A 26,754-nucleotide genomic window follows, 5' to 3' on the forward strand; every position below is an offset into this window, starting at 1 on the left:
AGTCACCCAAGAACTCTTGAAGCAGGCTAAGGGAGGGCGAGGAAGGAGTTTTGGGTAAAGCCCTGAGAATACCACTTCTTATGCAATATACCCCGGACTTTACTGCATAACTTTGCGCGAAGGCTCCGCCTTTGCCTGGTACAATCAAGGGTATGCGCAGGGTCAAACCCGAGGAACTCCCGGCCCTTCTGGACCGGGGGGTGAAGGTGGTGGACGTGCGCCCAGCGGACAAGCGCCATACTTCCTTACCCTTTCCCGCAGAGTGGGTGCCCTTGGAGAAAATCCAGGCGGGGGAGCACCACCTGCCCAAGGTTCCCTTGCTCTTGGTGTGCGAAAAGGGGCTAATCAGCCAGGTGGCGGCCCTTTACCTGGAGGCGGAGGGCTACGAGGTCATGAGCCTGGAGGGAGGTCTCTTGGCCTTGACGGGGGGCAAATAGCTCCTTAGAATGGCGGATGCTGAGCGTGGTGAGCGTAGCTCAGCTGGTCAGAGCACCGGACTGTGGATCCGGGGGTCGTGGGTTCAAGTCCCATCGCTCACCCCAAAACCACCACCCCGCAAGGGGTGGTATTTTAAAGGAGGGCCTCGCCCTCCGCGCGAGGATGGCGGAACCGGTAGACGCGCCGGACTTAGGATCCGGTGGGGCAACCCGTGCGGGTTCAAGTCCCGCTCCTCGCACCACCCGGGCGAGGCCCTTTCCTTAGGGAAGCGTGAGGTGAGGCGTGGCGGAGATCCTGGAGCGTTCCGGTTACTTGGTGAAGGTCCGCGTGGAGGTGCCCGCGGAGGAGGTCCAGCGGCGCTACGAGGCCCTGCTCAAGGACGTGGCCAAGCGGGTGAGGATCCCGGGTTTCCGCCCGGGGAAAGCCCCTCTGAAGGTGGTGGAGGCCCGCTTGGGCCGGGAAGAGCTGTTGGAGGACCTTAAAGAGCAGCTGGTGGAAACCACCTACCCGGAGGCGGTGCGGGAGCTGGGCCTTCTGCCGGTGGCCGCCCGGGTGGTGGAGCAGGAGCTAAGGGAGGGCGAGGGCTTCCGCTACGTGGCCGAGGTGGAGAACTACCCGGAGGTCAAGCTCCCCGACTGGCGGAGCTTTGAGCTTGAGGTGCAGGCGCCCGAGGTCACGGAGGAAATGGTGGAGAGGGCCCTGGAGGAGCTCCGCCACCGCTACGCCGAGCTTTCGCCCGTGGAGCGGGAGGCGCAGGAGGGCGACCACGTCTTCGTGCGCACGGAGGAGGGGGCGGAGTTTCCCATCGATCTCGCCAAGGCCCTGCCCCACGTGAGGGAGGCCCTGTTGGGCAAGAAGGCCGGGGACGTGGTCATGGTCCCCGTGCTGAACGAGCAGGGCGAGAAGGTGCGGGAGGTGCGCACCGAGGTTCTGGAGGTCAAGGCCCTGCAGATCCCTGAGCTGGACGAGGACTTCGCCAAAACCCTGGAAGCGGAGAGCCTCGAGGACCTCCGCTCCAAAGTGCGCGAAAGCCTGAAGCGCCAGGCGGAGCAGGAGTACCAGGAGGCGCGGGAGCGGGCCTTCCTGGAGAGGCTGGCGGAGGAGCTGGAAGCGGAGATCCCCCCCTCCATGCAGGAGGCGGAGGAGCGCCACCTCCTGGAGCACCTGGCGGAGGACCTGGCGGCGCGTGGGGTTTCCTTGGAGGCCTACCTGAAAGCCCTGGAGGAGAAGGGGGAATTTGAGAAGTTCCGCGAGGAGCTAAAGCAGGAGGCCTTGAAGCGGGTGAGGCGCTCCTTGGCCAAGGAGCGCTTGGCCGAGGAGCTCAAGCCCGAGGTTTCCGAGGAGGAGTGGCAGGCCTATCTGCAGGCGGTGGCCCGGTCCTACGGCATCTCCCTCCAGGAGCTCCGGCGGGAGTTTGGGGAGCGGGGCCTGGCCCGCCTGAAGGCCGCCTACCTCCAGGACAAGGCCCTGAAAGAGGCGGTGGCCAAGCTCCTTTAGGGAGCGCATGGTGGCCCAGGGGGGTGTTCCCCCTGGGCACGCCGCTACAATGGGGAATGGTATGGTCATACCCTACGTCATAGAGCAAACCGCCCGCGGCGAGCGGGTTTACGACATCTACTCCCGCCTCCTCAAAGACCGCATCATCTTCCTGGGCACGCCCATCGACGCCCAGGTGGCCAACACCATCGTGGCCCAGCTCCTCTTCCTGGATGCCCAGAACCCCAACCAGGAGATCCGGCTTTACATCAACTCCCCCGGGGGCGAGGTGGATGCGGGGCTGGCCATCTACGACACCATGCAGTTCGTGCGGGCCCCCGTGTCCACCATCGTCATCGGCATGGCGGCCAGCATGGCTGCGGTGATCCTGGCCGCGGGGGAGAAGGGCAGGCGCTACGCCCTGCCTCACTCCAAGGTGATGATCCACCAGCCCTGGGGGGGTGCCCGGGGCACGGCCAGCGACATCGCCATCCAGGCCCAGGAGATCCTGAAGGCCAAAAAGCTTTTGAACGAGATCCTGGCCCGGCACACCGGGCAGCCCCTGGACAAGGTGGAGCGGGATACGGACCGGGACTACTACCTTTCCGCCCAGGAGGCTTTGGAATACGGCCTCATCGACCAGGTGGTGACCCGTGAGGAAGCCTAAGCCTTTCTGCAGCTTCTGCGGCCTGCGCCCGCCCGAAACGGGCCGGCTTTTGGAAAGCCCCATCGACGAGGTCTACATCTGCGAGGACTGCGTGGAACGGGCCCAGGAGATCCTCCGTCAGGGGAATGGGGCTCCCAAAGGGCCCACGCGCCTGCCCAAGCCCCAGGAGATCAAGGCCCACCTGGACCAGTACGTGGTGGGCCAGGAGGCGGCCAAGCGGGCCTTAAGCGTGGCCGTCTACAACCACTACAAGCGCCTCCTCCACCCTGAGGCGGAGATCGGCAAGTCCAACATCCTCCTCATCGGCCCCACGGGCACCGGCAAGACCCTTCTGGCGGAGACCCTAGCCCGCTTCTTGGACGTGCCCTTCGCCATCGCCGACGCCACCACCCTCACCGAGGCGGGGTACGTGGGGGAGGACGTGGAAAACGTCATCCTCCGACTTTTGCAGAACGCCGACTTCGACGTGGAGCGGGCGGAGATGGGCATCGTCTACATCGACGAGATCGACAAGATCGCCCGCAAGTCGGAAAACCCCTCCCTCACCCGGGACGTGTCCGGGGAAGGGGTGCAGCAGGCCCTCCTGAAGATCATCGAGGGCACCATTGCCAACGTGCCCCCGCAAGGGGGGCGGAAGCACCCCCACCAGGAGTTCATTCCGGTGAACACCAGGAACATCCTCTTCATCCTGGGCGGGGCCTTTGAGGGCCTGGAGAACATCGTCAAGGCCCGCACCCAGCGCACCACCATCGGTTTCACCCGCACCCAGAGCAAGGAAGAGCCCATGGAGGTCATCCCCGAGGACCTGGTGAAGTACGGCATGATCCCGGAGTTCGTGGGCCGGGCTCCCCTCATCGTCCAGCTCCACCCCCTCACGGAGGAGGACCTGGTGCGCATCCTCACCGAGCCCAAAAACGCCCTGGTGCGGCAGTACCAGGAGCTTTTCCGCATGGAAGGGATGGAGCTCCGCTTCACCCAGGCGGCCCTTAAGGAGGTGGCCCGGCGGGCCCTCAAGCGGGGCACCGGGGCCCGGGGCCTCAGGGCTATTCTGGAAAAGACCATGGTGGACCTGATGTTCGAGGCCCCGGGGAGCGGGGTAAAGGAGCTGGTCATCGACCTGCCCCACCTGGACCAGCCCCTAAGGGCCCTCGAGGAGGCTAAACTCAAGCAGGCTTCCTAAGCCCTGGGCGGGACAAGGACACCCCGGAGGGCTCCGGGGTGCGCCCTTTTGGGGGAGCCAAAGCCTGCCCTGCCCATGTGGGGGACGGGCTTCCCCTTTGGCGCGCCGGGTTCATACCCCTTCTCGCTGCACTCTTCGCTCCCTTCCCCCAGGGGTACCTTTTCACCGGGGCCCCCCCCCCGGCCNTTCAGGGCAAAGAGCCTTTCCGTGAGGGAAACGTGGTAAACGTGGGGGTTCACCAAGCGGCGCACCCCCGGGTCCAGGCGCGCCACGTCCTTTCGCCGCCGTTCCTGGAGCACTTCTAGGGGTAGGGGAGGGAAGAGGCGCTTTCCCCGGAAGGCTTCTTCCAGGAGGGGCTCGAGGGTGAACTCCCCAGGGCGCAAGGTGCGGCGCTTGGTGGGGTCGGTGGGGTGGCGGAGGCAGAGGGCTCGGTCTTCCCGCACCTCTTCCTCATAGGTGGCCAGGAGGTCGGCGGTGGCCAGGCCCCGCCCGTCGTAGACCCGGTAGACCCTCTTGTGCCCTGGGTTCAGGATCTTTTCCAGGGAGTCTGAGATCTTGATGGCCGGGGCCCAGGTGCCGTTCTCCCGGATGGCCACCAGCTTGTAGACCCCGCCCAGGGCCGGGTAGCCCCAGGACACCACCATCTTGGTGCCCACCCCGTAGACCAGGCGTTTGAGGAGCCTTTCCGCGTCTACCCCGTAGCGGGGGGCTTCCTCCAGGATCTGGCTCTTGATCTGCCAGATGACCAGCTCGTCCAGGTCCCCAGAGAGCACGATGAGGGCCTCGGGGAAGCCGGCCCGGTCCAGCTCCTTGGCCACCTGGATGGAAAGGTAGGCCAGGTCTCCGGAGTCGATGCGCACCCCCACCGGTTTGTGCCCCTGGCGCCTGAGCCTTTCAAAGACCCGGAGGGCATGGGGCAGGCCGGAGTGCAGGGTGTCCACGGTGTCCAGGAGGAGGATGGTGTCGTCGGGGAAGACCTCGGCGAAGGCCTGGAAGGCTTCTTCCTCCGAATAGCCCAGGGCCAGGAAGGCCTGCACCAGGCTGTGGGCGTGGGTGCCGGAGGAGGGGAGGCCCAGGAGGTGGGAAAGGCTCACGGCGCTAGAGCGGTTTGCCCCCCCGATGAGGCTCGCCCGGGTGGCGCTCTCCCCCCCCTTGGCCGGGGCGCGGCGCAGGCCGAACTCCAGGACCACCGCCTCCCCCGCCGCTTCCCTTACCCGGCTGGCCTTGGTGGCGATGAGGGTTTCGTAGTTGATGCGGTTCAAGAGGGCGGTCTCCAGGAGCTGGGCCTGCAGGAGGGGGCCTTCCACGCTGATGAGGGGCACCTGGGGGTGGGCCACCCGGCCCTCGGGAAGGGCCCTGAGGGTGAGGCCCGAGAAGCCCCCCATCTCCCGCAGGTAGCGGAGGTAGTCCTCGCCGAAGAGGGGCTTGCCGCTTCGGCCCTTCAGGGCGCGGAGGGCCTCCAGTTCCTCTTCACCGAAATGGACCTCTTCCATCCAGGAGAGGAGGGGGTCTAGGCCGGCGAACACGGTGTAGCCCGCCTGGTGGGCCCCGTAGTCGGGGTTTTTGCGGTAAAAGGCCTCAAAGAGTGCGGGCCGCTCGTGCAGGCCCAGGCGGAAGTAGACCTGGCCCATGGTGAGCTGGTAGAGGTCGGTGTAGAGGATGCCGAAGGGGTCCATGGGCCTAGCATAGCCCCCCTCTTTTGGCTACACTAGCGGGATATGGTGGAGGTTCACACCTGTAGCCCTGGCTGCCACCACCACCTGGGAGGGGCGGGTTGGGGGGAGGCGCCCTTGGTGCGGCTTGGCTACAACAAGGAGGCCCGGGCGGAGAAGTTCCCCTACCTGCGGGAACTGCTGAAGCGGCCCCTGGTGTTTGACGGGGCCATGGGCACCGAGCTGCAGAAGCGGGACCTCACCCCCGAGGACTACGGGGGGGAGGCCTACCACGGCTGCCCGGAGGTGCTGAACCGCACCCGGCCCGAGGTGGTGCGGGCAATCCACCGGGCCTACCTCGAGGCCGGCGCCCAGGTGATCGAGACCAACACCTTCGGCTGCCTGCGCCACGTCCTGGCGGAGTACGGCCTGGAAGGGGAGGCGGAGGAGCTGGCCTACCTGGGGGCGAGGATCGCCCGGGAGGCCGCAGAACCTTACGGCGCCTTCGTGGCCGGGGCCTTGGGGCCGGGCACCAAGCTCATCTCCCTGGGGCAGATCGGGTGGGACGAGCTCTTCGCCGCCTACCAGGAGGCCGCCCGGGGGCTGCTCCGGGGCGGGGTGGACCTCATCCTGCTGGAGACGGCCCAGGACCTCCTGCAGGTGCGCTGCGCGGTCTTGGCGGTGCGGGAGGCCATGGCCGAGATGGGGCGGGAGGTCCCCTTACAGGTGCAGGTGACCATCGAGGCCACGGGCACCATGCTGGTGGGTTCGGACGAGGGGGCGGCCCTGGCCGCCCTGGAGAGCCTGCCCATCGACGTGGTGGGCATGAACTGCGCCACCGGCCCCGACCTCATGGACAGCAAAATCCGCTACTTCGCCGAGAACAGCACCCGCTTCGTCAGTTGCCTGCCCAACGCCGGCCTGCCCCGGAACGAGGGGGGGAGGGTGGTCTACGACCTCACCCCGGAGGAGCTGGCCCGCTGGCACCTGAAGTTCGTGGCCGAGTACGGGGTGAACGCCGTGGGGGGGTGTTGCGGCACCGGGCCGGAGCACATCCGCAAGGTGGCGGAGGCGGTGCGGGGCCTCCCTGCCCCCCCGCGGCCCAAGGCCTTCCCCCCCCAGGTGGCCTCCTTGTACCAGGCGGTCGCCCTGCGCCAGGAGGCGAGCCTCCTCCTGGTGGGGGAGAGGCTGAACGCCACCGGGAGCCGGCGCTTCCGGGAGATGCTCTTTGCCCGGGACCTCGAGGGCATCCTGGCCCTGGCCCGGGAGCAGGTGGCGGAAGGGGCCCACGCCCTGGACCTCTCCGTGGCCTGGACGGGGCGGGACGAGCTCCAGGACCTCGCCTGGCTCCTGCCCCACCTGGCCACGGCGGTCACCGTGCCCTTCATGGTGGACTCCACCAGCCCCGAGGCCATGGAGCTCGCCCTCAAGCACCTTCCCGGGCGGGTCCTCCTCAACTCAGCCAACCTGGAGGAGGGCCTGGAGCGGTTCGACCGGGTGGCCTCCCTGGCCAAGGCGCACGGGGCGGCCTTGGTGGCCCTCGTCATCGACGAAAAGGGCATGGCCAAGACCCGGGAGGAGAAGGTGCGGGTGGCCCTGCGCATGTACGAGCGCCTCACCCTGCACCACGGCTTCCGCCCCGAGGACCTCCTCTTTGACCTCCTCACCTTCCCCATCACCCAAGGGGACGAGGAAAGCCGCCCCCTGGCCCGGGAAACCCTCTTGGCCATGGAGGAGCTGGCCGAGCGCCTTCCCGGGGTGGGGTTCATCCTGGGGGTTTCCAACGTTTCCTTCGGCCTGAAGCCCCGGGCCCGGCGGGTGCTCAACTCGGTCTTCCTGGACGAGGCCCGTAAAAGGGGGCTCACCGCGGCCATCGTGGACGCGGGCAGGATCCTCCCCATCCCCGAGATCCCCGAGGAGGCCTACGCCATCGCCCTGGACCTCATCCACGACCGCAGGCGGGAGGGCTACGACCCCCTCTTCGCCTTCATGGCCTACTTTGAGACCCACCAGGGGGAGTTCGCCGCCAAGGAGGACGCCTTCTCGGCCCTGCCCCTCCTGGAACGGCTCAAGCGCCGGGTGGTGGAGGGGAGGAAGGCGGGCTTGGAGGCCGATCTGGAAGAGGCCCTGAAGGCGGGCCACAAGCCTTTGGAGCTCATCAACGGCCCGCTCCTCGCGGGCATGCGGGAGGTGGGGGAGCTCTTCGGGGCGGGGAAGATGCAGCTGCCCTTCGTCCTGCAGGCGGCGGAGGTGATGAAGCGGGCGGTGGCCCACCTCGAGCCCCACATGGAGCGGCGGGGCGAGGGCCGGGGGAAGATGGTCCTGGCCACGGTGAAGGGGGACGTGCACGACATCGGTAAGAACCTGGTGGACATCATCCTCAGCAACAACGGCTACCAGGTGGTGAACCTGGGCATCAAGGTGCCCATCGAGGAGATCCTGAAGGCCGTGGAGGAGCACAAGCCCCAGGCGGTGGGGATGTCGGGCCTTTTGGTGAAGAGCACCCTGGTGATGAAGGAAAACCTGGAGTACATGCGGGATAGGGGCTACACCCTGCCCGTCATCCTGGGAGGAGCGGCCCTCACCCGGGCCTACGTGGAGGGGGACCTCAGGGCCATCTACCCCAACGTGTACTATGCGGAGGACGCCTTTGAGGGCCTAAGGCTCATGGAGCGCCTCACCGCCCAGGTCGAGCCCCCGGCCCCTCCCCCTGCGGCCAGGCCCGCGCCCAGGGCCCCCCAGGTGGCCGTCCGCTCCCGGCCCGTGGGGGAGGCTCCCCTTGTCCCCCGCCCTCCCTTCTTCGGGGTGCGGGTGGAGGAGGACCTGGACCTGGCCACGGTCGCCCACTACGTGAACCGGCTGGCCCTCTTCCGGGGCCAGTGGGGCTACAGCCGCAAGGGGATGAGCCGGGAAGCGTGGCAGGCCCTGGTGGAGCGGGAGGCGGAGCCGGTTTTCCGCAGGCTTCTCAAGGAGGCCATGGAGGAGGGGTGGCTCAGGCCCAAGGTGCTCTACGGCTTCTTCCCCGTGGCGAGGGAGGGGGAGGAGCTTTTGGTTTTCTCCCCGGAAACGGGGGAGGTGCTGGAGCGCTTTCGCTTTCCCCGGCAACGGGGCGGGGGCATCTCCCTCGTGGACTACTTCCGCCCCCGCTTCGCCCCTCCCTTGCGGGATGAGGCCGAATGGCTTCCCGCCTTCCCCCAGGGGGCGCGGGATGTCTTGGGGGTGCAGCTGGTCACCATGGGGGAGGAGCCCTCCCGCAAGGCCCAGGCCCTCTTCCAGTCGGGGTCCTACCAGGACTACCTCTTCGTCCATGGCTTCGCCGTGGAGATGACCGAGGCCCTGGCGGAGTACTGGCACAAGCGGATGCGGCAGATGTGGGGCATCGCCCAAAGGGACGCCACAGACATCCGGAAGCTTTTCCAGCAGGGCTACCAGGGGGCCCGCTACTCCTTCGGCTACCCCGCCTGCCCCGACCTGGCGGACCAGGCCAAGCTGGACCGGCTCATGGGCTTTGCCCGGATCGGCGTGCGCCTCACGGAGAGCTACCAGCTGGAGCCGGAGCACGCCACCAGCGCCCTGGTGGTCCACCACCCGGAGGCCCGCTACTTCAGCGTGGATTAAGTGCCCGGCGAAGGTCCCTTCACCGGCAAAAGCTGAGGCGGTTTGCCTTTGGTCTTTCTTTCCCCCACTCGTGGCGCAAGCCACGAAGGGGCGCTCAGGGCCAGGTGAGGAGGGTTCCGCAGTTGCCCACCACCACGAACCTTCCCTGGCCGTAGGCGATGCCCTCGGGCTCGTTGCCAAGAGGGTGGGCCTCGTCCCAAGCGAGGCCATCCTCGGAGAAGGCCACGACCCCTGCCCCGGGCCTGGGGTGCCCCACCAAGGCGAAGCGCCCATCCCCGTGGGTTACGCTGGGGAGGTGTTTGGGCAGGTGCGGGGCGGAGGCCTCCTCCCAGTCCCAGCCCCTTTGGGCCACCAGCACCTTTCCGTGGCCGCTGGCCACGAAGCGGCCGTTGCCGTGGGCCAAGCCGCGAAGCCAAGGGCGTCCCAAGGAGAGAATCTTTTCCCAGCGGATGCCGTCCCGGGAGGCGTAGAGGTTGCCCTTTTCCCCTGCCGCCAGGAAGGTGCCGGCCCCAAAGGTCAGACCCAAGAGGGTTTCCTCCTGGGGTAGGGGAAAAGCGCGCCACACCTTCCCCTCCCGGGAGAGAAGGAGGGCCTCGCCCGCGGCCACGAAGCGGTCTTCCCCGTAGGCCACGGCGTAGAGCCACTTCTGCACGGGGGTTTCCACCTTTACCCAACGCTTTCCGTTAGGGGAGAGGAGGATGGTTCCCCGCTCGCCCACCGCCACGTACTGGCCTCTTCCCCAGCCCACGCCAAGGAGCCAGGCCGGCACCCGGGCCTCGAGGGTCCAGGCGGTCCCCTCGGGAGAGAAAAGGACGACCCCCATGGGTCCCTCGTGCCCCACGGCCACAAAGCCCTGAGGCCCAAAGGCCACGCTCCAGAGTTGCTGACCCGTCCCGGGATGGACGGGCTCCCAGGCAAGGCCGTCCTCGGAGGTGTAGAGGGCCAGGCCCCAACCCACGGCCACGAAGCGGCTTCCGTTCCAGGCCACTCCCGTGAGGAAAGGGGCTCCCTCCAGGACTGCTTGGTGCCAGCGCATACCATCGGAGGAGGTCAGGACCGTGCCCCCTTCCCCCACCACCACCCAAAGCCGTTCGCTCCGCGCAATGCCGAAGAGACCCTTCCATGTTCCCGAAGCCTGGCGGTGCCAGCTACGCCCGTCTTGCGAGGTGAGGATGAGGCCGCCCCAGCCCACGGCCACGAAGAGGCCTTGGGCAAAGGCCAAGGCGTTGAGGATGCCCGGGGCTGGCAACGTTTCAAAGTGCCTTCCATCTTGTGAAACCAGGATGATGTGGTCACCCACGGCCACGAAGCGGCCTTGGCCGAAGGCCACATCCCAGAGGTTCCTGTCCACCCCCAAGGGTACCGGTTCCCAAGCCCTGCCGTCCCCGGAGGTCAGGACCAGCCCTTCCATGCCCACGGCCACGTAGCACCCCCTGCCGTAGGCCACCCCCCAAAGGCCCCTGCGCTCCTGGGGGGTTCCCGTGGTCGCCTCCAGCGGGCCCCCAGGGGGTCCCTGCAACCGGGTGGCCTTGCCCCCCACCACCACCCGCCGACCCTCCCCCAGGGCCGAGGCGGTGAGGGCCTCGAGGGTGGGGGTGGGTACCTCGCGCCAGGAGAGGCCGTCCGGGCTTTCCAGGAGGAGGCCATACCAGCCGGTGGCCACGAAGCGGTCGCCCTGCCAGGAGACGTGCAGCAAGGGGGTGGAGCGCACCCACCAACCAGCGGGAGACATCCGCAAGGCCTCCAGCACGGCGCCTCCTTGTCTAGAGTCTAAGGGAGGGAGCTTTTCGCAACAAGTCCCTATAGCCCCCCGAGAAGGCGGTCGGGATTGCCAGTATACTCGGGGCCGTGCTGGGCGTTTTCCACGCGGCCAGGGCGCTGGGGATGCGCCCGGCGCTCCTTGAGTCCCTGGGGCCGAAGACCCCTTTTGCCCGGCTCTCCCTCCTGGGGGTGCGTCCTGTCCACCGCCTCGAGGTGTGGGAGGGCCGGCTTTACCTGGACGGGAGGCGGGTGGGGGAGGCTTTGGACCTCTTCCGCTACCTGGAAAGGGGTCTGGGCAAGGGATACTTCCCCGCCTGGATGGGGTTTTTCGCCTACGAGTTTGCCCGCCACCTGGGCCTTCCCGCCCACGGACCCCTGCCGGGCCTCCCCGAGGCAGCCTTCTACTACTACCCCGAGGGCTTCGCCTTACTAGAGGGTCGCCTGGTGGAGCGGCCTTCCTTTTCCCTGGAACCCGTGCCCTACCTGCCCCCGCCCCTGCCCCACCACCCTCTGGTTTCCGACTTCCCCCAAGGGGCCTTCCTCCAAGGGGTCCTGGAGGTGCAGGAAAGGATCCGCGCCGGGGTGGTCTACCAGGTGAACCTCTCCCACCGTTTCCGCCTCCTGGGCCCCGTGGACCCCCTCCTCCTCTACGCCCGGCTCCGGGCCCTGAACCCCTCTCCCTTCATGGGGCTTCTGGAGGGGGAAGGCTGGGCGGTGGTCTCGGGGAGCCCGGAGAGGCTTTTCCAGAAGGTAGGGGTCCGGGTCCTGGCCCGGCCCATCGCCGGCACGCGGCCTAGGGGAGGGACCCCGGAGGAGGACCTGAGCCTGGAGGCGGAGCTTTTAGCCTCGGCCAAGGAGCGGGCGGAGCACGCCATGCTGGTGGACCTCCTCCGCAACGACCTGGCCCGCGTGGCCCTGCCGGGGACGGTGCGGGTGCGGGAGCTTTTCACCGTGGAGCGCTACGCCCACGTGATGCACCTGGTCTCCGAGGTGGAGGGCTACACCCGGGCCTCCTTGGGGGAGGTTTTCGCCAGCCTCTTTCCCGGCGGGACCATCACCGGGGCTCCCAAGGGCACGGTGATGGCGGCCATAGGGGAGCTGGAGCCCGTCCCCCGGGGGGCCTACACCGGGAGCCTGGGGTACGTGTCGGGCCGGGGAGCGGACTTCAACATCCTCATCCGCTCCTTCCAACGGGTAGGGGAAGAGGTCCTCTTTTCGGCGGGGGCGGGGATTGTCATCGCTTCGGACCCGGAGGCGGAGTACCGGGAAACCCTGCACAAGGCGGAAAGTCTCCTCCTGGCCCTGGAGCGGGGCCGTCCAGGCCGGAGGCCCGAACCCCCCAAGGCCACCGCCGCCTGGGCCCCACCCCCGCCTCCCAGGCGGGTGCGGGCCCGGGTGCTCTTCCTGGAGAACCGGGACTCCTTCAGCTACAACCTGGTGGACTACCTGCGGGCCCTGGGGGCTGAGGTGGAGGTGGTGGACCAGGAGGAGGCCCCCCGCTTCCGGGGCTTCACCCACCTGGTGGTGGGCCCGGGGCCCAAGGACCCCTTCACCGCGGGCCGGGTTCTGGAGTGGACCCAGAGGGCCGTGGCGGAGGGCCTTCCCTTCCTTGGGGTCTGCCTCGGCCACCAGGCCTTGGGAGTGGCCTTGGGAGCGGAGCTTTACCGGGAAAAGCCGGTTCACGGCGAGGCTCATTGGGTGTATCACGGCGGCGAGGCCCTTTTCGCCGGGTTTCCCAACCCCTTGCCCTTCGCCCGCTACCACTCCCTGGCCCTCAGGAACCTCCCTCCGAGCGTACGCCTTCTGGCCTGGACGGCGGAAGGGGTGCCCATGGCCCTCTGGGATGGGAGGCGGGCCTTTGGCGTGCAGTTCCACCCGGAGAGTATCCTGTCCCCGTGGGGGATGGAGCTTCTGGCCCGGTTTCTGGAGGGGGCCTGAGGCGGGTGCTCCTGAGGGGGGAGCCTTTCCTCGAGCCTTTGCCGGAAGGGTTTTTGTACCATGGCCTAAGCGTCTTCACCACCTTGCGGGTGGAAAGGGGAGAAGCCCTTTGGCTGGAGGATCACCTCCACCGCCTGCGCCGGCATGCTTCGGCCTTGGGGCTTCCCTATCCGGGGGATGGGGCATTCCTAAAAGACCTCGAGGCCCTTAAGAAGGAGCTTGCCCATCTGCCCTGCCTTCGCCTCCGCTTCACCGTGGGGGAGGGGGTATGGCTTTCCGAGGCCCGGCCCTATACCCCCCCTCCCCTAGCCGCCTACCAAGAGGGGGTGCGGGTTCTCCTGACCCCCTACCGGGTTCACCCGGACCTGGCCCGCTTTAAGACGGGCAACTACCTCCCCTACCGCCTGGCCCTCCGGGAGGCCCAGGGCCAAGGGGCCTTGGAAGGGCTTCTGCGGGACGCGGAGGGGTACGTGGTGGACGGTAGCCGCACCAGCCCCCTCCTGTACCGGGAGGGGGTGCTCTACCTCCTGGAGGGGGGCCTCGAGGGGATCACCCGGGAGAAGGTGGCCGAGGCGGCCCGGGAGCTGGGCTTCCGGGTGGAGCGGGTCCGCTTGCGCCCCGAGGCCCTAAGGGGCCACCTGCTCCTGGCGGGCAGCGGGGTGGGGCTTCTACCCGTGGGCCCCCCACCGGGGGAGGTGCTTCCCTTGGTCCAGGCTTTCCTCCCCGCCTGCTATACTGAATAGCGGCACTTCCAGCCCAAGGCCTTGGGCTGGTGTCCCTTTTTACGTGGAGGGCATGGATGAAGAAGCCGGTCTACCTCACCCCGGAAGGCTTTAGGCGCCTTCAGGAGGAACTGCACCACCTGAAGACCACCAAGCGGCAGGAGATCTCCGCCGACTTTGAGCAGGCCCTGGAAGAGGGGGACCTCCGGGAGAACGCCGGCTACGACGAGGCCCGGCGGGCCATGTGGCAGAACGAAGCCCGCATCTCCCAGCTGGAAGACCTCCTGGCCCGGGCAGTGGTGGTGGAGGGCAATGAGTCCTACGACCAGGTGGCCTTGGGCTGCCAGGTGGAGTTGGAGACGGAAGCGGGAGAGAGGCTTTCCTTGGCCATTGTAGGGAGCCACGAGGCGGACCTCTTCAGCGGCAAGATCTCCGACGAGTCCCCCTTGGGCCAGGCCCTTTTGGGCAAGAAGGTGGGGGACGTGGTGGAGATAAGGGGCAAGCGGGGGGCCCAGGTCTACACCATCTTGGAGATCCGGCCCCTATAGCGCCGCGGCGGCCCGCAGGGGGCCTACGGTTTCCTCGGCGTGGGCCTTGAGGGCGAGGAAAAGGCGCTCCAAGGGCGCGATTTCCAGGTAGGGGAGGGCCTCCCCCCCGGGGAGGTGGAGGATGGCCCTAAGGGCCTCCACCCCCGCTTCCCCCAGGTAGACCCCCTCCTGGCCCAGCCGCCCTTGGCCCAGGTGCAGGCCGGGCCCCAGGAGGCTTGGGGCCAAGCCTCCCGCCTTCACCACCCGCCACCCGGCCCAGACCAGGGGAAGGAGGGGTTCCTGGTGCTTGGCGATACCCCGGAGGCCGGAGACGAAGACCGGGTAGAGGCGGGGGGCGGCCTCGGGGGAGGCCAGGCGGTAGGCGAGCTCCGCCAGGAAGGAGGCCAGGAGGAAGCGCCGGGGTTCTTCTAGGCCATGCAGGCGCCCCACCAGCTCCGCTTGGGTGAGGGTGGGAAGCCCCTCGCCCTTGGCGTAAACCTGGAAGCGCACGTGGTGGAAAAGGGAAAGCCGCCCGGAGCGCCCAGTGGGGCGAAGGCCTTTCTTGGCCACGGCCTCGAGGCTCCCCTTAGGGGTGAGGAAGCGGAGGAGGAGATCCCCTTGGGGGAGGGCCTTTCTCCCCACCACGATGCCCTCTTCCAGCCGGTAGCGCTCCACCATTCCAGTGTATGCTGAGGGCATGGAACGGAGCCTGCGCGACATCCTGGAGTGGGTGGTCTTGGGCCTTCTGGTGGTGGTGGGGGTGTTGCTGGCCCTGTGGGCCGGTGGCTGGGTCTTCACCTTTTTGGGAAAGGTGCTGCTGGCCTTGTCGGGGCTCATTTGGAACCTGCTGGTCTACGCCGTCCCCCTCCTCATCCTGGCGGGCATCGTCTACGGGGTGGTCTACTTCCTGCAAAAGCGCAACGCCTAAACCCTTGACATTTCCAACGGAAGGGTATACCCTCCTTTCTAACCGAAAGGAGGGTATATGCTTCCCGTAAGCCGCAGGCTGCTTTTCCGCTTGGGAGCCCTTTTGGGGGCCGGGTCCTTGCTCCGGGCCCAGGCCAACGAGCGGGTAGAGTACAAAGAATTTAAGAAGGAAACGCCCATCGCGGTGGTCTACCACCTGGACTTCGGCGATCCTGCCCGCTTCGGCCAGATGCTTACCAACATCAGCAACCACCTCTCCGTCTACGACAACGACCCCTTCAAGGTGAAGATCGTGGTGGTGGCCCACGGGGCTGGGGTGCAGTTCTTCCTGAAGGACCTGGAAGCCACCCCTTGGGCTTCAGCCCAGTACGATCGGGAGGCCCTCTTTGCCCGGGTCAAGCAGCTGGCACAGCTCGGGGTAGAGTACTACCTTTGCGAGATCACCTTCAGCCGCAACAACATCCCTAAGGACAAGCTCCGCCCGGACGAGTTCCTGAAGTGGGTGCCCTCGGGGGTGGGTGCCTTGGGCGAACTCCAGGCCAAGGGCTACGCCTACATCAAGGTGGGCTGAGCCGCAAAAAGCCCGCATGGGTGCGTATAATGCCCCCATGCGGCTTCTTTTCATCGGGGACGTGATGGCCGAGCCCGGCCTCCGGGCGGTGGGCCTCCATCTGCCAGATATTCGCGACCGCTACGACCTGGTCATCGCCAACGGGGAGAACGCCGCCAAGGGCAAGGGGCTGGACCGGAGGGCCTACCGCCTCCTGAGGGAGGCCGGGGTGGACCTCATTTCCTTGGGCAACCACGCTTGGGACCACAAGGAGGTCTACGAGCTATTGGAACGGGAGCCCGTGGTGCGGGCCCTGAACTACCCTCCCGGCACGCCGGGGCGGGGCTGGTGGCGCCTTCAGGCTGGCGAGGAGACCCTGCTCTTCGTCCAGGTGATGGGCCGGGTTTTCATGGACCCCCTGGACGACCCCTTCCGCGCCCTGGATGGCCTCCTTGCCCAGGAGAAGGCGGACTACGTGCTGGTGGAGGTGCACGCCGAGGCCACCAGCGAGAAGATGGCCCTGGCCCACTACCTGGACGGGCGGGTGGCGGCGGTCCTCGGCACCCACACCCACGTGCCCACCCTGGACGCCTCCCGCTTGCCCAAGGGCACCTTATACCAGACCGACGTGGGCATGACCGGCACGTACCAGTCCATCATCGGAGGAGATACAGAAACCTTCTTGGCCCGCTTCCTTACGGGAAGGCCCCAGCCCTTCCGGGCTGCCCAGGGGAAGGCGCGCTTCCACGCCACGGAGCTGGTCTTGGAGGGGGGTAAGGGTTTAAGCATCAGCCCCTACGTGTGGGAGGAGCCTTGAAGCGACCGGACCTCGAGGCCCTGGCGCCCCTGAAGGCGGAGGTGGACCTCCTGGGCCGCCTTTTGGGCCGGGCCATCCGGGTGGTTTCGGGGGAGCGGTTCTTTGCCCTGGTGGAGGAGGTGCGGCTTCTGGCCAAGGCCAGGCGCCAGGGGGAGCCGGAGGCCGGGGAGGCGCTCCTAAAGCGGGTGGTGGACCTGGCGCCCGAGGAGGCCGAGGCCTTGGTGCGGGCCTTCACCCACTACTTCCACCTGGTGAACCTGGCGGAGGAGCGCCACCGGGTGCGGGTGAACCGCCTGCGGGCGGAGGCGGAAACCTTGGAGCGCCCGAGGCCCGAAGGCTTTTTGGCGCTGGCCAAGGCCCTCAAGGAGCGGGGGCTTACCCTGGAGGAGGCTGCGGCCCACCTCAACCGCCTGGAGCTCATCCTCACCTTTACCGCCCACCCCACGGAGACCCGGCGGCGCACCCTGCGGCACCACCTGGAGCGCCTGGAAGAGGAGCTAGCGGCCAAGGACGCCTCGCGGCTGGCGGCTCGGGTGGCCCTCCTATACGCCACGGACGAGGTGCGCAAGGCCAGGCCCTCGGTGGAGGACGAGATCAAGGGGGGGCTTTACTACCTGCCCACCACCTTGTGGCAGGCCATCCCCCGGGTGGTGGCGGGCCTCGAGGAGGCCCTGGAGCGGGTCTACGGGAAGCGCCCCCGCTTGAAAAGCCCCGTGCACTTCCGGAGCTGGATCGGGGGGGACCGGGACGGCAACCCCTTTGTGACCCCGGCCATCACCGCCTTCGCCGCCCGCCACGCCCGGCAGGTGGCTCGGGAGAAGGTCCTGCGGGAACTGGAAGACCTGGTACGCGACCTCTCGCTTTCCGAGGGCAAGGTGCCCGCGCCACGGGAGGTGCGGGCGGAAGGGGAAGGGGTGGAGCGCTTTCCCGGGGAGCCCTACCGGCGCTTCTTCGCCCGCCTTTACGCCCGCCTGGAACGGGAGGAGGTGGGCACGGAGGAGGTGTTGCGGGCCCTAAGGGTAGCGGAGGCGGGGCTTTCCGCTGTGGGCCTTGACGAGGTGGCGGAAAGCTTCCTCCGCCCCCTGGAGGCGCGCCTTTCCGCCTTCGGCTTGGAGCTTGCGCCTTTGGACCTTCGGGAGGAGTCGGGGAAGCTTCTGGAGGCGGCGGGCGAGCTCCTGGCCGTGGGTGGGGTCCACTCCGACTTCCTGGCCTTGTCCGAAGAAGCCCAGGAAGCCCTCCTCACGGAGGAGCTGAAGACGGCCCGCCCCCTTCTCCCCGTGGGCCAGGAGCCCCAAGGGGAGGCCCTGCGGGTGGCCTTGGAGGCCCTTAGGGCCTGGCGGGACAAGGGGGCCCACGTGGTGTCCATGACCCACCACCCCGCGGACCTCTTGGCGGTCTTCCTCCTAGCCCGGGAGGTGGGGCTATACCGCCCCGGACGCGCTTTGCCCTTTGACGTGGTGCCCCTTTTTGAGACCCTGGAGGACCTGCGCCGGGCCCCGGAGGTGGTCCGCCGCCTCCTGCGGAACCCGGTCTTCGCCGCCCACGCCCGGGAGCGGGGCGGGGTGGAGGTCATGATCGGCTACTCCGACTCCAACAAGGACGCGGGCTTCCTCATGGCCAACCTGGCCCTCTACGAGGCCCAAGAGGCCTTGGCTCAGGTGGGCGAGGAGGCGGGGCTACCCATCTTCTTTTTCCACGGGCGGGGCACTTCCACCGCCCGGGGCGGGGGCCCTGCGGGGCGGGCCATCGCCAGCCTGCCCCCCAAGAGCGTGGGCCGCCGCATCCGCCTCACGGAGCAAGGGGAAGCCCTGGCCGACCGCTACAGCCATCCGGAGCTGGCGGTGCGCCACCTGGAGCAGCTTCTCTTCCACTTCGCCCAGGCGGCCCTAGGGGAGGGGAGGGAACCCGAGGCTAGCTGGCGGGAGGCCTTGTGGCGGGTGGGGGAGGAGAGCATGGCCCGCTACCGGGCCCTCCTGGAAACCCCAGGGTTTTTCCCCTTCTTTGAGGCCCTCACCCCCATCCGGGAGATCGGGGAGCTGCCCATCGCCAGCCGTCCCGTCTACCGCCACGGCCGGGTGCAGGATATCCGCGACCTCCGGGCCATCCCCTGGGTCATGGCCTGGACCCAGGTGCGCCTCCTCCTGCCCGGGTGGTATGGGCTTTCCGCCCTGGAGGGCCTTCCCTTGGAGCTGCTGCGCCGGATGTACCGGAGGTGGCCCTTTTTCGCCACCACCCTGGAGAGCGCGGCCATGGCTTTGGCCAAGGCGGATCTGGGGGTGGCCGGGCTCTACCTGCGCCTGGTGCCGGAGGCCCTCCACCCCTTCTTCCACCGCATCGCTGAGGAGTACGCCCGGACCAAGGCGCTTTTAGAGGCCATCTTCCAGGCCCCCCTTCTCCACAACCAAAAGACCCTGGAGCGGCAGACCGCCCTGCGCAACCCCTACGTGGACCCCATCAACTTCGTGCAGGTGGAGCTCCTGCGCCGCTACCGGGCCCCAGGGGGCAAGGAGGATGAGGTTTTGCGGCGGGCCCTGCTCCTCTCCCTGCTGGGGGTGGCTGCGGGCTTGAGGAACGCGGGCTGAGGCTTTCCTCCCGTGGTGATTCAGGCCACGATGGCGGCCTCAGCGAGGCCAGTGCAACCTTCGTGCGCGGGCCCTGGGTTTGGGTGGCGGGCCCTTGTAGCCCGTATGATGGGAGCCGATGGAGATCCTCGGCCAGCACCCCGAGCAGCGGGTGGGCGTCTTCGTGGACACCCAAAACCTCTACCACTCCGCCCGGGACTACTACGAGCGCAACGTGAACTTTGAAAGCCTCCTGCGCTTCGCCGTGGGAGGGAGGCGCCTGCTCCGGGCCACGGCCTACGTGGTGGAGAAGGAGGGGGATACCTCAGCCTGGCCCTTCATCTACAAGCTCTCCACCATCGGCTACCGGGTGCGGCGCATGTACCTCACGGTGAAGGAGCTCACCGAAGGGGGCAAGCCCATCTACGAGGGCAACTGGGACATGGGCATCGCCGCGGACATGGTGCGGCTCATGCCCCACCTGGACGTGGTGGTCCTGGGGAGCGGGGACGGGGACTTCGTGGAGATCCTCGAGGTTCTCATGGAGCGGGGCATCCGCGTGGAGGTCATCGCCTTCCGGGAGACCACCGCCCAGAAGCTCATCGACGCCGTGGACCGCTTCACCCACCTCCCCGACATCCCCAACGCCTTCATGGAGCCCAAGAACGCTGAGCGATGAGCCTCGAGGCCTACGACTACCCCTTGCCCCCGGAGCTCATCGCCCAGGAAGGGGTGGAGCCCCGGGACGCCGCGCGGATGCTGGTGGTCTACCGGGAGAGCCCCTTCCGCGCCGAGCACCGCCGGGTGCGGGACCTGCCCGCCTACCTCCGCCCCGGGGACCTGCTGGTCTTCAACGAGAGCAAGGTCATTCCCGCCCGGCTCCTGGCCCAAAGGCCCACGGGGGGCAAGGTGGAAATCCTCCTGGTGCGGGAGCGCGCCCCGGAGCTTTGGGAGGCCCTTGCGGGCCCGGCCCGCAAGGCGCCCTTGGGCACCCGGCTTGCCCTCCTTTCCCCTCGGGACCTCCGCCCGGTGCCGGGCCTCGAGGCGGAGGTGGTGGGGGTGGAGCCCGGGGGGGTGCGCCTCCTCCGCTTCCAGGGGGATCTCCTCGGCCACCTGGAGGAGGTGGGGGAGGTGCCCTTGCCCCCCTACATCAAGGCCAAAGTCCCCTTGGAGCGCTACCAGACCGTTTACGCCCGGCGTCCGGGCTCCGTGGCTGCGCCCACCGCCGGGCTCCACTTCACCCCCGGGCTCCTGAAGCGGTTGCGCGAGGTGGGGGTGGAGCTCTGCTACCTGAGCCTCCACGTGGGCCCCGGCACCTTCCGTCCGGTGAAGGGGGACCCGGAGGCTCACGTGATGCACGCCGAAGCCTACGAGATCCCCGAGGAGACCGCCCAGGCCGTGAACCGGGCCCGGGTAGAGGGGAGGCGGGTGGTGGCTGTGGGGACCACGGTGGTGCGGGCTTTGGAGAGCGCCTTTAGGGAAGGGGAAGGGGTGGTGCCCGGGGCAGGGGAGACCCGGCTCTTCATCCGCCCCCCCTACGCTTTCCGGACCATCGACGCCCTCTTCACCAACTTCCACCTGCCCCGCTCCACCCTTCTCCTGCTGGTGGCGGCCTTTTTAGGCCAGGAGAGCACCCTGGAGGCCTACCGCCTGGCGGTGGCGGAGCGCTACCGCTTCTACTCCCTGGGGGACGCCATGCTCATCCTCTAGGGAGCTCCTCAAAGATGTTGGTCCAGACGTTCAGCACCTGGCCGCCGCCGGAGGTTTCACCGGTGGGGATGGTCTTCACCACCTCGAGGCGGGCCATGTCCAGCTTGTAGAGGTTGCCGTCGGCATTGGAAAGGTAACCATAGCGGCCATCAGGGGTGAAGGCCACATGCCCCATCCGCCCCTTGCCCACCACCAGGTCTTTCACCGTGCGCATGCCCACGAGGTCAATGATGGTGATGACGTTGTTGCCATAGTTGGTGACCACGGCCCGGCGGCCGTCGGGGGTGTTGTAGGTGTGCCCCACCCCGGTGCTGGCGCAGGTGAGCCGGTGGACGAGCCTCTTGGTGACGGCAGAAAAGATGGCCACCTCCCGGCCCCTCAGGTTGTTGCCGGGCCCGCGGTTCAGGGCCAAGAAGAACCGCCCATCCTGGGTGAAGTTTCCGTGGTGGGCCTCCACGGCCTCTTCCCCTATGAGGGGCATGTCCATGCGGTGGACGATGGGCCTGCCCGGGCGGGTCAGGTCGTACACGGCGATCCCGGGGCGCACCTTCTCGTTGCCCTCGTGGATCAGCCAAAGCTCCTTACCGTTGGGACTCACCACGGGGTAGTGGGGCACGCTGGGGGCGGGGTGGGTTTCCACCTCCCAGGTTTGGGTGTCCACCACCACCAGGCGGTCGTCCACCCGGTCCATGGAGAAAAAGTAGCGCCCGTCCAGGCTCCAGGCGTTGTGCATGGAGGTCACGCCCTTGGGCGCGTTATTCACGGGGATTTCCACCACCTTGTGCAGGCTGTCATCCTCCACCCGGATGAAGACCAGGCGCAGTTTCCCCTCGGTGAGGCCCCAGTGGTCCACCCCTACCAGGGTGCCCTGGGGGTTCACCAAGCCGTGCTTGGGGCGGTTGCCCGTTTCCAGGACCTTGGCCACCTGGCGCCGTTCCAGGTTCAGCACCACTACCCGGGTTTCCCCCTCCCCGGCCCCGGAAACGTACACCTTGCGGGCGTCCGGGGTCATGCTACCCAAGGTGGCCCCCTTGGCCGTGGGGAAGGTGGCCACCACCTCGTCGGAGTGGGTGTCCACCAGGAAGGCCTTGGCGTTGGCGTTGAGGTAGACCACGTAGGGGGACCACACGGGCCCCCTGGCCGGTTGCGCTGCCCCTCGGGTGGCCACGCTGTAGGTCAAAAGCGCCGCGCCTTGCTTCAAGAGGGTTCTCCGGTCCGTTTTCATACTTCCTCCTCCGCGAGATGCGCGTTGAGTATATACCGCCTTTTATGAGGCACTCATGGGTATATAGATAAGCAAACGCTTATCTTCTCCCAGAGGCCTGGCCCTAGGGGAGGGTGGGCCTGGCACTGGCCCGGAGCAGTCCCAAAGCCAGGGTTTCTATGCGGTCCCTTAGGAAGAGGGGTGCCAGCCACGCCTCGGGGATGGCTTCTTGGCCGTAGAAGGCGCCGGCCAGCTGGCCATAGACCGCCCCCACGGTGTCCGCGTCCCCGCCCAGGTTCACCGCGCGGAGCATGCCTTCTTGGAAGGAGGAGGCGGTGGCGAAGGCGAAGAGGGCGGCCTCGAGGGTCCCTGGAGCGTATCCCGGGCCCTCCTCTGGCTCGTTCCAGAAGCTTCCCTCCACCACCCGGCGCACCGCGGGGTGCAGGTCGCGGTCCTGGAAGGGTTCCAGGCGCAAGAGCTCTTCCTTGGAAGCCCCCTTCAGGGCTTCTCTCAGGAGCCAGGCCAGGACCTCCGTGGCCTCCAGGGCCTCCCTGGCCCCGTGAGTGGTGCGGGCGGAGAGGCGGGCCAGCTGGAGCAGGTTGGGGTGCTGGCGGTAGGCCAGGACCAGGGGGGCCAGGCGCATGAGGGGGCCGTTGCCTGCCCCTTCCGCATCCCCGCAAAAGGGGTTTCCCGTACGGGCGAAGCGCTCCAGGGCCCTTCGGGTGGCGTTCCCGATGTCGAAGCAGTAGCCCTTGGCGCTCAGGTACCCCTCCCGGTACCAGCGCAGGTAGCGCGCCATCTGGTCCTGGGGGTCAAAGCCCTTTTCCAGCAGGCTTTCCGCCAGGCAGAGGGCCATGCTGGTGTTGTCGGTCCAGGCCCCTGGGAAGAGGTCGTGGGGCCCGCCTCCGTTCATGCCCGCCACCGGGGGAAAGCTCCCCTTGGGCTGGAACTCCACCTGGGCCCCTAGGGCATCCCCCACCGCCAGACCCAAGAGGGCCCCCAGGTAGCGGTTTTGAAGTCCCCGCAACGCCTTCACCCAAGCCCAGGCTTCCTCGGGGCCGAGGAGGGTGGGACGGCGCCCGGGAGCGAACCAGGCGAGGAGGGGGGCGAGGCCCTCGAGGCCCAGGGCCGCGGGGCCCTCGCCCAGAAGGAGCTTGTGGTCCCCATCCGCTAGCCACACCATGCCCAACACCTCTCCCTCCACCCGGGTCCCTGGGGGCAGGGGCGCACCCAGGTAGACCGCGTCCACCTCCTCCCCGTCCGCGGGGTTCAGGAGGCCAGGAACCAGGCCGTAGTTCACCGGGGCGGGTCGGTCTTTGCCCACCAGGGCTAGGCGCCCCTCCTTCCAGGCATAGCGGAAGGGGCTTCCCTTGCTCCACTCCACCACCATGAAGAGGCGCATCACCCCAGGTTCAAAAGGAGCCGGGCCACGGAGAGGTAGATGAGCAGGCCCGAGATGTCCGAAAGCGTCGCCACCAAGGGGTTGGAAACCAAAGCCGGGTCCACCCCTACCCGCCGCAGGACCACAGGGAGCATGGCCCCCACCAGGTTGGCGAAGAGCACCAGCAGAAAGAGGGCCAGGCCCACCACCGGGGACAAGAAGGCGTTCCCGTCCAGATAGACCTTACCCAGGAGCAGAAGGGCCAGGGTCAGGCCCAGCAGGGCGCCCACCAGGGTTTCCTTGAGCAGCACCCGGCGCCAGTCCCTGAGGTCCAGGTCCCGGGTGGCCAGGGCGCGGATGATGAGGGTGGCGGACTGGTTGCCGGTGTTGCCTCCCGTGCCCAGGAGGACCGGCACGTAAAAGGCCAGGGCGGTGACCGCGTGCAGGAGGGTTTCAAAGCCTTGGAGGATGGAGCTCGTCACCATACCCGTGACGATCAGGATCACCAGCCAGCGCACCCGGGCCAGCCACAGGGTCACCGGGGAGGCCTGGCTGTACACCAGGTCGGGGACGTCCACCGCCGCCATCCGGTGGATGTCCTCCGTGGCTTCCTCTTCCAGCACGTCCAGGACGTCGTCCACCGTGACGATGCCTGCCAGGCGGCCTTCCTCGTCCACCACAGGCAGCACGGTGAAGTCGTAATCGGCCATGAGGCGGGCTACCTCTTCCTGGTCGGTGTCGGTGCGCACGAAGACCACCTTGGGGTTCATGATCTCCGCCACCCGGGTCTTCGGGTCGCTTACGATCAGGTCCCGCAGGGAAAGCACCCCTTGGAGGCGCCCTTCCTCGTCCACCACGTAGATGTAGTAGATGGTTTCCGCGTCGGGGGCGGCCCGGCGCAGGAAGCGGAGCACCTCCTCCACGGACATGGTGGAGCGCACGGCCACGTACTCCGGGGTCATGAGGCCGCCGGCCTCGTCCTCCTCGTACTGGGTGAGCTCCTCCACCTCCGCCCGGGTCTCAGGGTCCAGGGCCTCCTTGAGGCGGCGGGAGAGGGTAGGGTCCTCCTCCTCTACCGCCTGGAGGGCGTCGGCGAGGTCATCCAGGGAGAGCTCTTCCAAAAGCTCCTGTACCCGCCAGGGGGGGAGGGTTTTCAGGTACTCCGCCTGCTCCTCGGCAGCCAGGTTGGAGAAGACCTCCGCCGCCTTGCCCTTGGGCAAGAGGGTGAGGAGCACGTAGCGGTGCTCCCCTTTGAGCTCGTCCCAAAGGGCCAGGAGGTCCTGGGGGTGGGCCTCTTCCAGGAGGAGTTTGAGGGTCCGGGTGTCGCCCTCTTCCAGGGCTTGGAGAAGGGGGGAAAGGGTCGTCTCCACAGGCGGCCTCCTGTCTTCGGTGAAGGCCGCCGGGAAGCGGCCTTCACGGCCTAGGACTCGAGGGCAGAGCCTCCGACATACCTTTTCCAGCCTAGGCTGGGGGAGCGGGGGCGTCAACTAGGCCCACTAGAAATGTCGGAAAAATTGAGGTTGACATGCTCAAGGGGCGTGCCCTATCCTGGAGCCCGGCCTTGGGGCCGGGAGGCGCATGTTCGGACAGTTGGCGGCAAAGCTTCAGGAGGCCATCGACCGCTTGAGGGGTCGGGGCCGGATCAGCGAGGAGGACCTGAAGTCCACCTTGCGGGAGATCCGCCGGGCCCTCATGGACGCCGACGTGAACCTGGAGGTGGCCCGCTCCTTCGTGGAGGAGGTGCGGGAGAAGGCCTTGGGGCAGAAGGTCCTGGAAAGCCTTACCCCTGCCGAAGTGGTGCTGGCCACGGTCTACGAGGCCCTGAAGGAGGCCCTGGGCGGCGAGCCGCGCCTTCCCGTCCTCAAGGAGAAGAACCTCTGGTTCCTGGTGGGCCTCCAGGGTTCGGGGAAGACCACCACCGCCGCTAAGCTGGCCCTTTACTACAAGGCTAAAGGCCGCAGGCCCCTATTGGTGGCCGCAGACACCCAGCGCCCCGCCGCCCGGGAGCAGCTCCGCATCCTGGGGGAGAAGGTGGGGGTGCCTGTCCTGGAGGTGATGGACGGGGAAAGCCCCGAGTCCATCCGCCGCCGGGTGGAGGAGAAGGCCAGGGCGGAGGTGCGGGACCTGATCCTGGTGGACACCGCGGGGCGCTTGCAGATCGATGAGCCCCTCATGGCCGAGCTGGCCCGCCTGAAGGCAGCCATGGGCCCCGATGAGGTGCTCCTGGTCCTGGACGCCATGACCGGGCAGGAGGCCTTGGCGGTGGCCAAGGCCTTTGAGGAGAAGGTGGGAGTCACGGGCCTGGTGCTCACCAAGCTGGACGGGGACGCCCGGGGCGGGGCGGCTCTCTCCGCGCGGCACGTGGTGGGGAAGCCCATCTACTTCGCCGGGGTTTCCGAGCGTCCGGAGGGCCTGGAGCCCTTTTACCCCGACCGCCTGGCCAGCCGCATCCTGGGCATGGGGGACGTGGCCACGCTGGCGGAGAAGGTCAAGGCGGCGGGGATCGAGGCGGAAGCCCCCAAGTCCGCTAAAGAGCTCACCCTCGAGGACTTCCTCAAGCAGATGCAAAACCTCAAGCGCCTAGGCTCCTTCTCGGAAATCCTCGCCATGCTGCCTGGGGTGGGGAAGGCCCTGCCCGCAGGGCTTCAGGTGGACGACAGGGCCCTGAAGCGCCTCGAGGCCATCGTCCTCTCCATGACCCCCGAGGAGCGCAAGGACCCCCGCATTCTTAACGGCTCCCGCCGCAAGCGCATCGCCAAGGGAAGCGGTACCACCGTGCAGGAGGTGAACCGCTTCATCAAGGCCTTTGAGGAAACCAAGGCCCTTATGAAGTCCCTGGAGAAGAACAAGGGCCGGGGACTCATGGGAATGTTCAGGAGGTAAAGGAGAAATGGTCAAGATCAGGCTTTCTCGGTTCGGCTCGAAACATAACCCCCACTACCGCATTGTGGTCACCGACAGCCGTAGGAAACGGGACGGGGCGTACATTGAAAAGATCGGCTACTACGATCCCCGCAAGACCACCCCGGACTGGCTTAAGGTGGACGTGGAGCGGGCCAAGTACTGGCTTTCCGTGGGGGCCCAGCCCACCGACACCGCCAGGAGGCTTTTGCGGCAGGCGGGGGTGTTCCGGAAAGAGGCTTAGCCAGAGCAAGGGGCGCCGGGCGGCTTCGCCCGGCGCCTTCTTCTTCCCGGGGACTTGGGCCGAGGCGCCCCGCCACGACTTGCGCTCCCATGGGTGCCCCCAAAAGGGCCATGGGCAAGCCGCTTCCGCTTAGGCCCTTGGAGCCACCTTCGCGCAGTAAGGCTTGGTATACCATGGGGCCATGAAGGACCTGGTGGAGTACCTGGCCAAGAGCGTGGTGGACCAGCCAGAGCGGGTGCGGGTGCAGGAAAAGCGCACCCGGGAGGGGCCGGTCTACCTGGTGGAGGTGGCCCCGGAGGACAAGGGGCGGCTCATCGGCAAGCAGGGCCGGGTGATCGAGGCCATCCGCACCCTGGTGCGGGCCTATGCCAAGCGCAAGGTGGGGGTGGAGGTACGCTAACGCGCTGTGGCCTCAGACTTGACCGCTATACTGCATAGAGCCCCAGGAACCGCAGGGCGGCCATGGGGTTGAAGGAGAAC

At 67.7% G+C, this 26,754-nt stretch carries 22 protein-coding genes, 2 tRNA genes and 1 pseudogene; 19 read left to right on the top strand and 6 right to left on the bottom strand.

The features are described 5' to 3' along the window. Positions 1-152: 152 nt before the first annotated feature. From L1088_RS10865 to clpX, 6 genes are all read left to right on the top strand, one after another. Positions 153-437, top strand: coding sequence for a rhodanese-like domain-containing protein (locus tag L1088_RS10865; protein ID WP_234555081.1), 285 nt, complete (start codon positions 153-155; stop codon positions 435-437). A 28-nt stretch (positions 438-465) separates the two neighbouring features. Next, positions 466-542 (top strand) — tRNA-His (locus tag L1088_RS10870). Between the two features lie 52 nt (positions 543-594). Beyond that, positions 595-679 (top strand) — tRNA-Leu (locus tag L1088_RS10875). A gap of 41 nt (positions 680-720) precedes the next feature. After that, positions 721-1,935 carry a trigger factor gene (gene tig, locus L1088_RS10880; RefSeq protein ID WP_234555082.1) on the top strand — a complete coding sequence of 405 codons (1,215 nt, stop codon included), beginning with the start codon at positions 721-723 and terminating at the stop codon, positions 1,933-1,935. Positions 1,936-1,996: 61 nt separating this feature from the next. Continuing rightward, positions 1,997-2,581, top strand: a complete 585-nt coding sequence (gene clpP / locus L1088_RS10885; RefSeq protein ID WP_234555083.1) for an ATP-dependent Clp endopeptidase proteolytic subunit ClpP — start codon at positions 1,997-1,999, stop codon at positions 2,579-2,581. Beyond that, a complete protein-coding gene (clpX, locus tag L1088_RS10890) occupies positions 2,568-3,761 on the top strand; it encodes an ATP-dependent Clp protease ATP-binding subunit ClpX (protein WP_038046726.1) in 1,194 nt (397 codons plus the stop codon). Before clpP ends, clpX begins: the two co-directional genes overlap by 14 nt. Positions 3,762-3,949: 188 nt before the next feature. On the opposite strand, the pseudogene L1088_RS10895 reads toward clpX, so the two are convergent. After that, positions 3,950-5,437: pseudogene (locus tag L1088_RS10895) on the bottom strand (nicotinate phosphoribosyltransferase); the annotation flags it as partial. A 42-nt stretch (positions 5,438-5,479) separates the two neighbouring features. Between L1088_RS10895 and L1088_RS10900 the strand changes: the two are divergent. Then, on the top strand, positions 5,480-9,031 hold the full coding sequence (locus tag L1088_RS10900) for a methionine synthase (protein ID WP_234555085.1): 3,552 nt from the start codon (positions 5,480-5,482) through the stop codon (positions 9,029-9,031). 94 nt (positions 9,032-9,125) lie between these two features. On the opposite strand, the gene L1088_RS10905 is transcribed toward L1088_RS10900, so the two are convergent. Continuing rightward, positions 9,126-10,763: a WD40/YVTN/BNR-like repeat-containing protein gene (locus tag L1088_RS10905; RefSeq protein ID WP_234555086.1), complete on the bottom strand. Its 1,638-nt coding sequence runs from the start codon at positions 10,761-10,763 to the stop codon at positions 9,126-9,128. Positions 10,764-10,915: 152 nt separating this feature from the next. On the opposite strand from L1088_RS10905, the gene L1088_RS10910 reads away from it, so the two are divergent. From L1088_RS10910 to greA, 3 genes are read left to right on the top strand one after another with little or no spacing between them, the layout of a single operon-like run. Next, entirely contained in the window at positions 10,916-12,730 is a 1,815-nt protein-coding gene (locus L1088_RS10910; protein WP_234555100.1) for a chorismate-binding protein, read from the top strand. Then, on the top strand, positions 12,727-13,473 hold the full coding sequence (locus L1088_RS10915) for an aminotransferase class IV (protein ID WP_234555101.1): 747 nt from the start codon (positions 12,727-12,729) through the stop codon (positions 13,471-13,473). Before L1088_RS10910 ends, L1088_RS10915 begins: the two co-directional genes overlap by 4 nt. A 56-nt stretch (positions 13,474-13,529) precedes the next feature. Further along, positions 13,530-14,000: a transcription elongation factor GreA gene (greA, locus tag L1088_RS10920; RefSeq protein ID WP_038046710.1), complete on the top strand. Its 471-nt coding sequence runs from the start codon at positions 13,530-13,532 to the stop codon at positions 13,998-14,000. On the opposite strand, the gene recO is transcribed toward greA, so the two are convergent. Continuing rightward, the gene (gene recO, locus L1088_RS10925; protein WP_234555087.1) at positions 13,995-14,657 is read right to left on the bottom strand and encodes a DNA repair protein RecO; all 663 of its coding nucleotides are present in this window, start codon (positions 14,655-14,657) and stop codon (positions 13,995-13,997) included. The two genes, greA and recO, sit on opposite strands and share 6 nt — an antisense overlap. 19 nt (positions 14,658-14,676) lie before the next feature. Here recO and L1088_RS10930 point away from each other — a divergent pair, with 19 nt between their 5' ends. From L1088_RS10930 to queA, 6 genes are all read left to right on the top strand, one after another. Continuing rightward, the gene (locus L1088_RS10930) at positions 14,677-14,907 is read left to right on the top strand and encodes a hypothetical protein (RefSeq protein WP_038046708.1); all 231 of its coding nucleotides are present in this window, start codon (positions 14,677-14,679) and stop codon (positions 14,905-14,907) included. A gap of 57 nt (positions 14,908-14,964) precedes the next feature. Continuing rightward, positions 14,965-15,477: a DsrE family protein gene (locus L1088_RS10935; protein WP_234555089.1), complete on the top strand. Its 513-nt coding sequence runs from the start codon at positions 14,965-14,967 to the stop codon at positions 15,475-15,477. Positions 15,478-15,514: 37 nt separating this feature from the next. Next, positions 15,515-16,273 (top strand): TIGR00282 family metallophosphoesterase, encoded by a 759-nt coding sequence (locus L1088_RS10940; protein WP_234555091.1) that lies wholly within the window; start codon positions 15,515-15,517, stop codon positions 16,271-16,273. Further along, a complete protein-coding gene (locus L1088_RS10945) occupies positions 16,270-18,855 on the top strand; it encodes a phosphoenolpyruvate carboxylase (RefSeq protein ID WP_234555094.1) in 2,586 nt (861 codons plus the stop codon). The genes L1088_RS10940 and L1088_RS10945 overlap by 4 nt, the downstream gene beginning before the upstream one ends. A gap of 118 nt (positions 18,856-18,973) precedes the next feature. After that, positions 18,974-19,513, top strand: a complete 540-nt coding sequence (locus L1088_RS10950; protein WP_038046702.1) for a LabA-like NYN domain-containing protein — start codon at positions 18,974-18,976, stop codon at positions 19,511-19,513. Further along, positions 19,510-20,544 (top strand): tRNA preQ1(34) S-adenosylmethionine ribosyltransferase-isomerase QueA, encoded by a 1,035-nt coding sequence (gene queA / locus L1088_RS10955; protein WP_234555095.1) that lies wholly within the window; start codon positions 19,510-19,512, stop codon positions 20,542-20,544. The genes L1088_RS10950 and queA overlap by 4 nt, the downstream gene beginning before the upstream one ends. Here the strand turns inward: queA and L1088_RS10960 are convergent. The 3 genes from L1088_RS10960 to mgtE all read right to left on the bottom strand — a co-directional run bounded on the left by L1088_RS10960 (position 20,534) and on the right by mgtE (position 24,499). Further along, the gene (locus L1088_RS10960) at positions 20,534-21,769 is read right to left on the bottom strand and encodes a YncE family protein (protein ID WP_234555096.1); all 1,236 of its coding nucleotides are present in this window, start codon (positions 21,767-21,769) and stop codon (positions 20,534-20,536) included. The genes queA and L1088_RS10960 overlap by 11 nt on opposite strands. 103 nt (positions 21,770-21,872) lie before the next feature. Then, positions 21,873-23,150 (bottom strand): ADP-ribosylglycohydrolase family protein, encoded by a 1,278-nt coding sequence (locus L1088_RS10965; protein ID WP_234555097.1) that lies wholly within the window; start codon positions 23,148-23,150, stop codon positions 21,873-21,875. Next, positions 23,150-24,499 (bottom strand): magnesium transporter, encoded by a 1,350-nt coding sequence (gene mgtE / locus L1088_RS10970; RefSeq protein ID WP_234555098.1) that lies wholly within the window; start codon positions 24,497-24,499, stop codon positions 23,150-23,152. Before mgtE ends, L1088_RS10965 begins: the two co-directional genes overlap by 1 nt. Positions 24,500-24,707: 208 nt before the next feature. Between mgtE and ffh the strand changes: the two genes are divergently transcribed. The 3 genes from ffh (at position 24,708) to L1088_RS10985 (ending at position 26,674) form a co-directional block, all read left to right on the top strand. After that, positions 24,708-26,012 carry a signal recognition particle protein gene (ffh, locus tag L1088_RS10975; protein WP_234555099.1) on the top strand — a complete coding sequence of 435 codons (1,305 nt, stop codon included), beginning with the start codon at positions 24,708-24,710 and terminating at the stop codon, positions 26,010-26,012. A 7-nt stretch (positions 26,013-26,019) separates the two neighbouring features. Continuing rightward, positions 26,020-26,274, top strand: a complete 255-nt coding sequence (gene rpsP, locus L1088_RS10980) for a 30S ribosomal protein S16 (RefSeq protein WP_038046694.1) — start codon at positions 26,020-26,022, stop codon at positions 26,272-26,274. Positions 26,275-26,455: 181 nt separating this feature from the next. Beyond that, positions 26,456-26,674: a KH domain-containing protein gene (locus tag L1088_RS10985; protein ID WP_038046692.1), complete on the top strand. Its 219-nt coding sequence runs from the start codon at positions 26,456-26,458 to the stop codon at positions 26,672-26,674. Positions 26,675-26,754: the final 80 nt, after the last annotated feature.

Origin of the sequence: Thermus caliditerrae (assembly GCF_021462525.1) — a bacterium.
Taxonomy (GTDB): Bacteria; Deinococcota; Deinococci; order Deinococcales; family Thermaceae; genus Thermus; species Thermus caliditerrae.

Bases quoted from the DNA above. Each gene is read 5' to 3' on its own strand.
- L1088_RS10865 (WP_234555081.1), top strand. From the start codon at position 153: ATGCGCAGGGTCAAACCCGAGGAACTCCCGGCCCTTCTGGACCGGGGG.
- clpP (WP_234555083.1), top strand. From the start codon at position 1,997: ATGGTCATACCCTACGTCATAGAGCAAACCGCCCGCGGCGAGCGGGTT.
- L1088_RS10900 (WP_234555085.1), top strand. From the start codon at position 5,480: ATGGTGGAGGTTCACACCTGTAGCCCTGGCTGCCACCACCACCTGGGA.
- L1088_RS10905 (WP_234555086.1), bottom strand. From the start codon at position 10,763: ATGTCTCCCGCTGGTTGGTGGGTGCGCTCCACCCCCTTGCTGCACGTC.
- L1088_RS10910 (WP_234555100.1), top strand. From the start codon at position 10,916: ATGCGCCCGGCGCTCCTTGAGTCCCTGGGGCCGAAGACCCCTTTTGCC.
- greA (WP_038046710.1), top strand. From the start codon at position 13,530: ATGAAGAAGCCGGTCTACCTCACCCCGGAAGGCTTTAGGCGCCTTCAG.
- recO (WP_234555087.1), bottom strand. From the start codon at position 14,657: ATGGTGGAGCGCTACCGGCTGGAAGAGGGCATCGTGGTGGGGAGAAAG.
- L1088_RS10930 (WP_038046708.1), top strand. From the start codon at position 14,677: ATGGAACGGAGCCTGCGCGACATCCTGGAGTGGGTGGTCTTGGGCCTT.
- L1088_RS10935 (WP_234555089.1), top strand. From the start codon at position 14,965: ATGCTTCCCGTAAGCCGCAGGCTGCTTTTCCGCTTGGGAGCCCTTTTG.
- L1088_RS10940 (WP_234555091.1), top strand. From the start codon at position 15,515: ATGCGGCTTCTTTTCATCGGGGACGTGATGGCCGAGCCCGGCCTCCGG.
- L1088_RS10950 (WP_038046702.1), top strand. From the start codon at position 18,974: ATGGAGATCCTCGGCCAGCACCCCGAGCAGCGGGTGGGCGTCTTCGTG.
- queA (WP_234555095.1), top strand. From the start codon at position 19,510: ATGAGCCTCGAGGCCTACGACTACCCCTTGCCCCCGGAGCTCATCGCC.
- L1088_RS10960 (WP_234555096.1), bottom strand. From the start codon at position 21,769: ATGAAAACGGACCGGAGAACCCTCTTGAAGCAAGGCGCGGCGCTTTTG.
- L1088_RS10965 (WP_234555097.1), bottom strand. From the start codon at position 23,150: ATGCGCCTCTTCATGGTGGTGGAGTGGAGCAAGGGAAGCCCCTTCCGC.
- ffh (WP_234555099.1), top strand. From the start codon at position 24,708: ATGTTCGGACAGTTGGCGGCAAAGCTTCAGGAGGCCATCGACCGCTTG.
- rpsP (WP_038046694.1), top strand. From the start codon at position 26,020: ATGGTCAAGATCAGGCTTTCTCGGTTCGGCTCGAAACATAACCCCCAC.
- L1088_RS10985 (WP_038046692.1), top strand. From the start codon at position 26,456: ATGAAGGACCTGGTGGAGTACCTGGCCAAGAGCGTGGTGGACCAGCCA.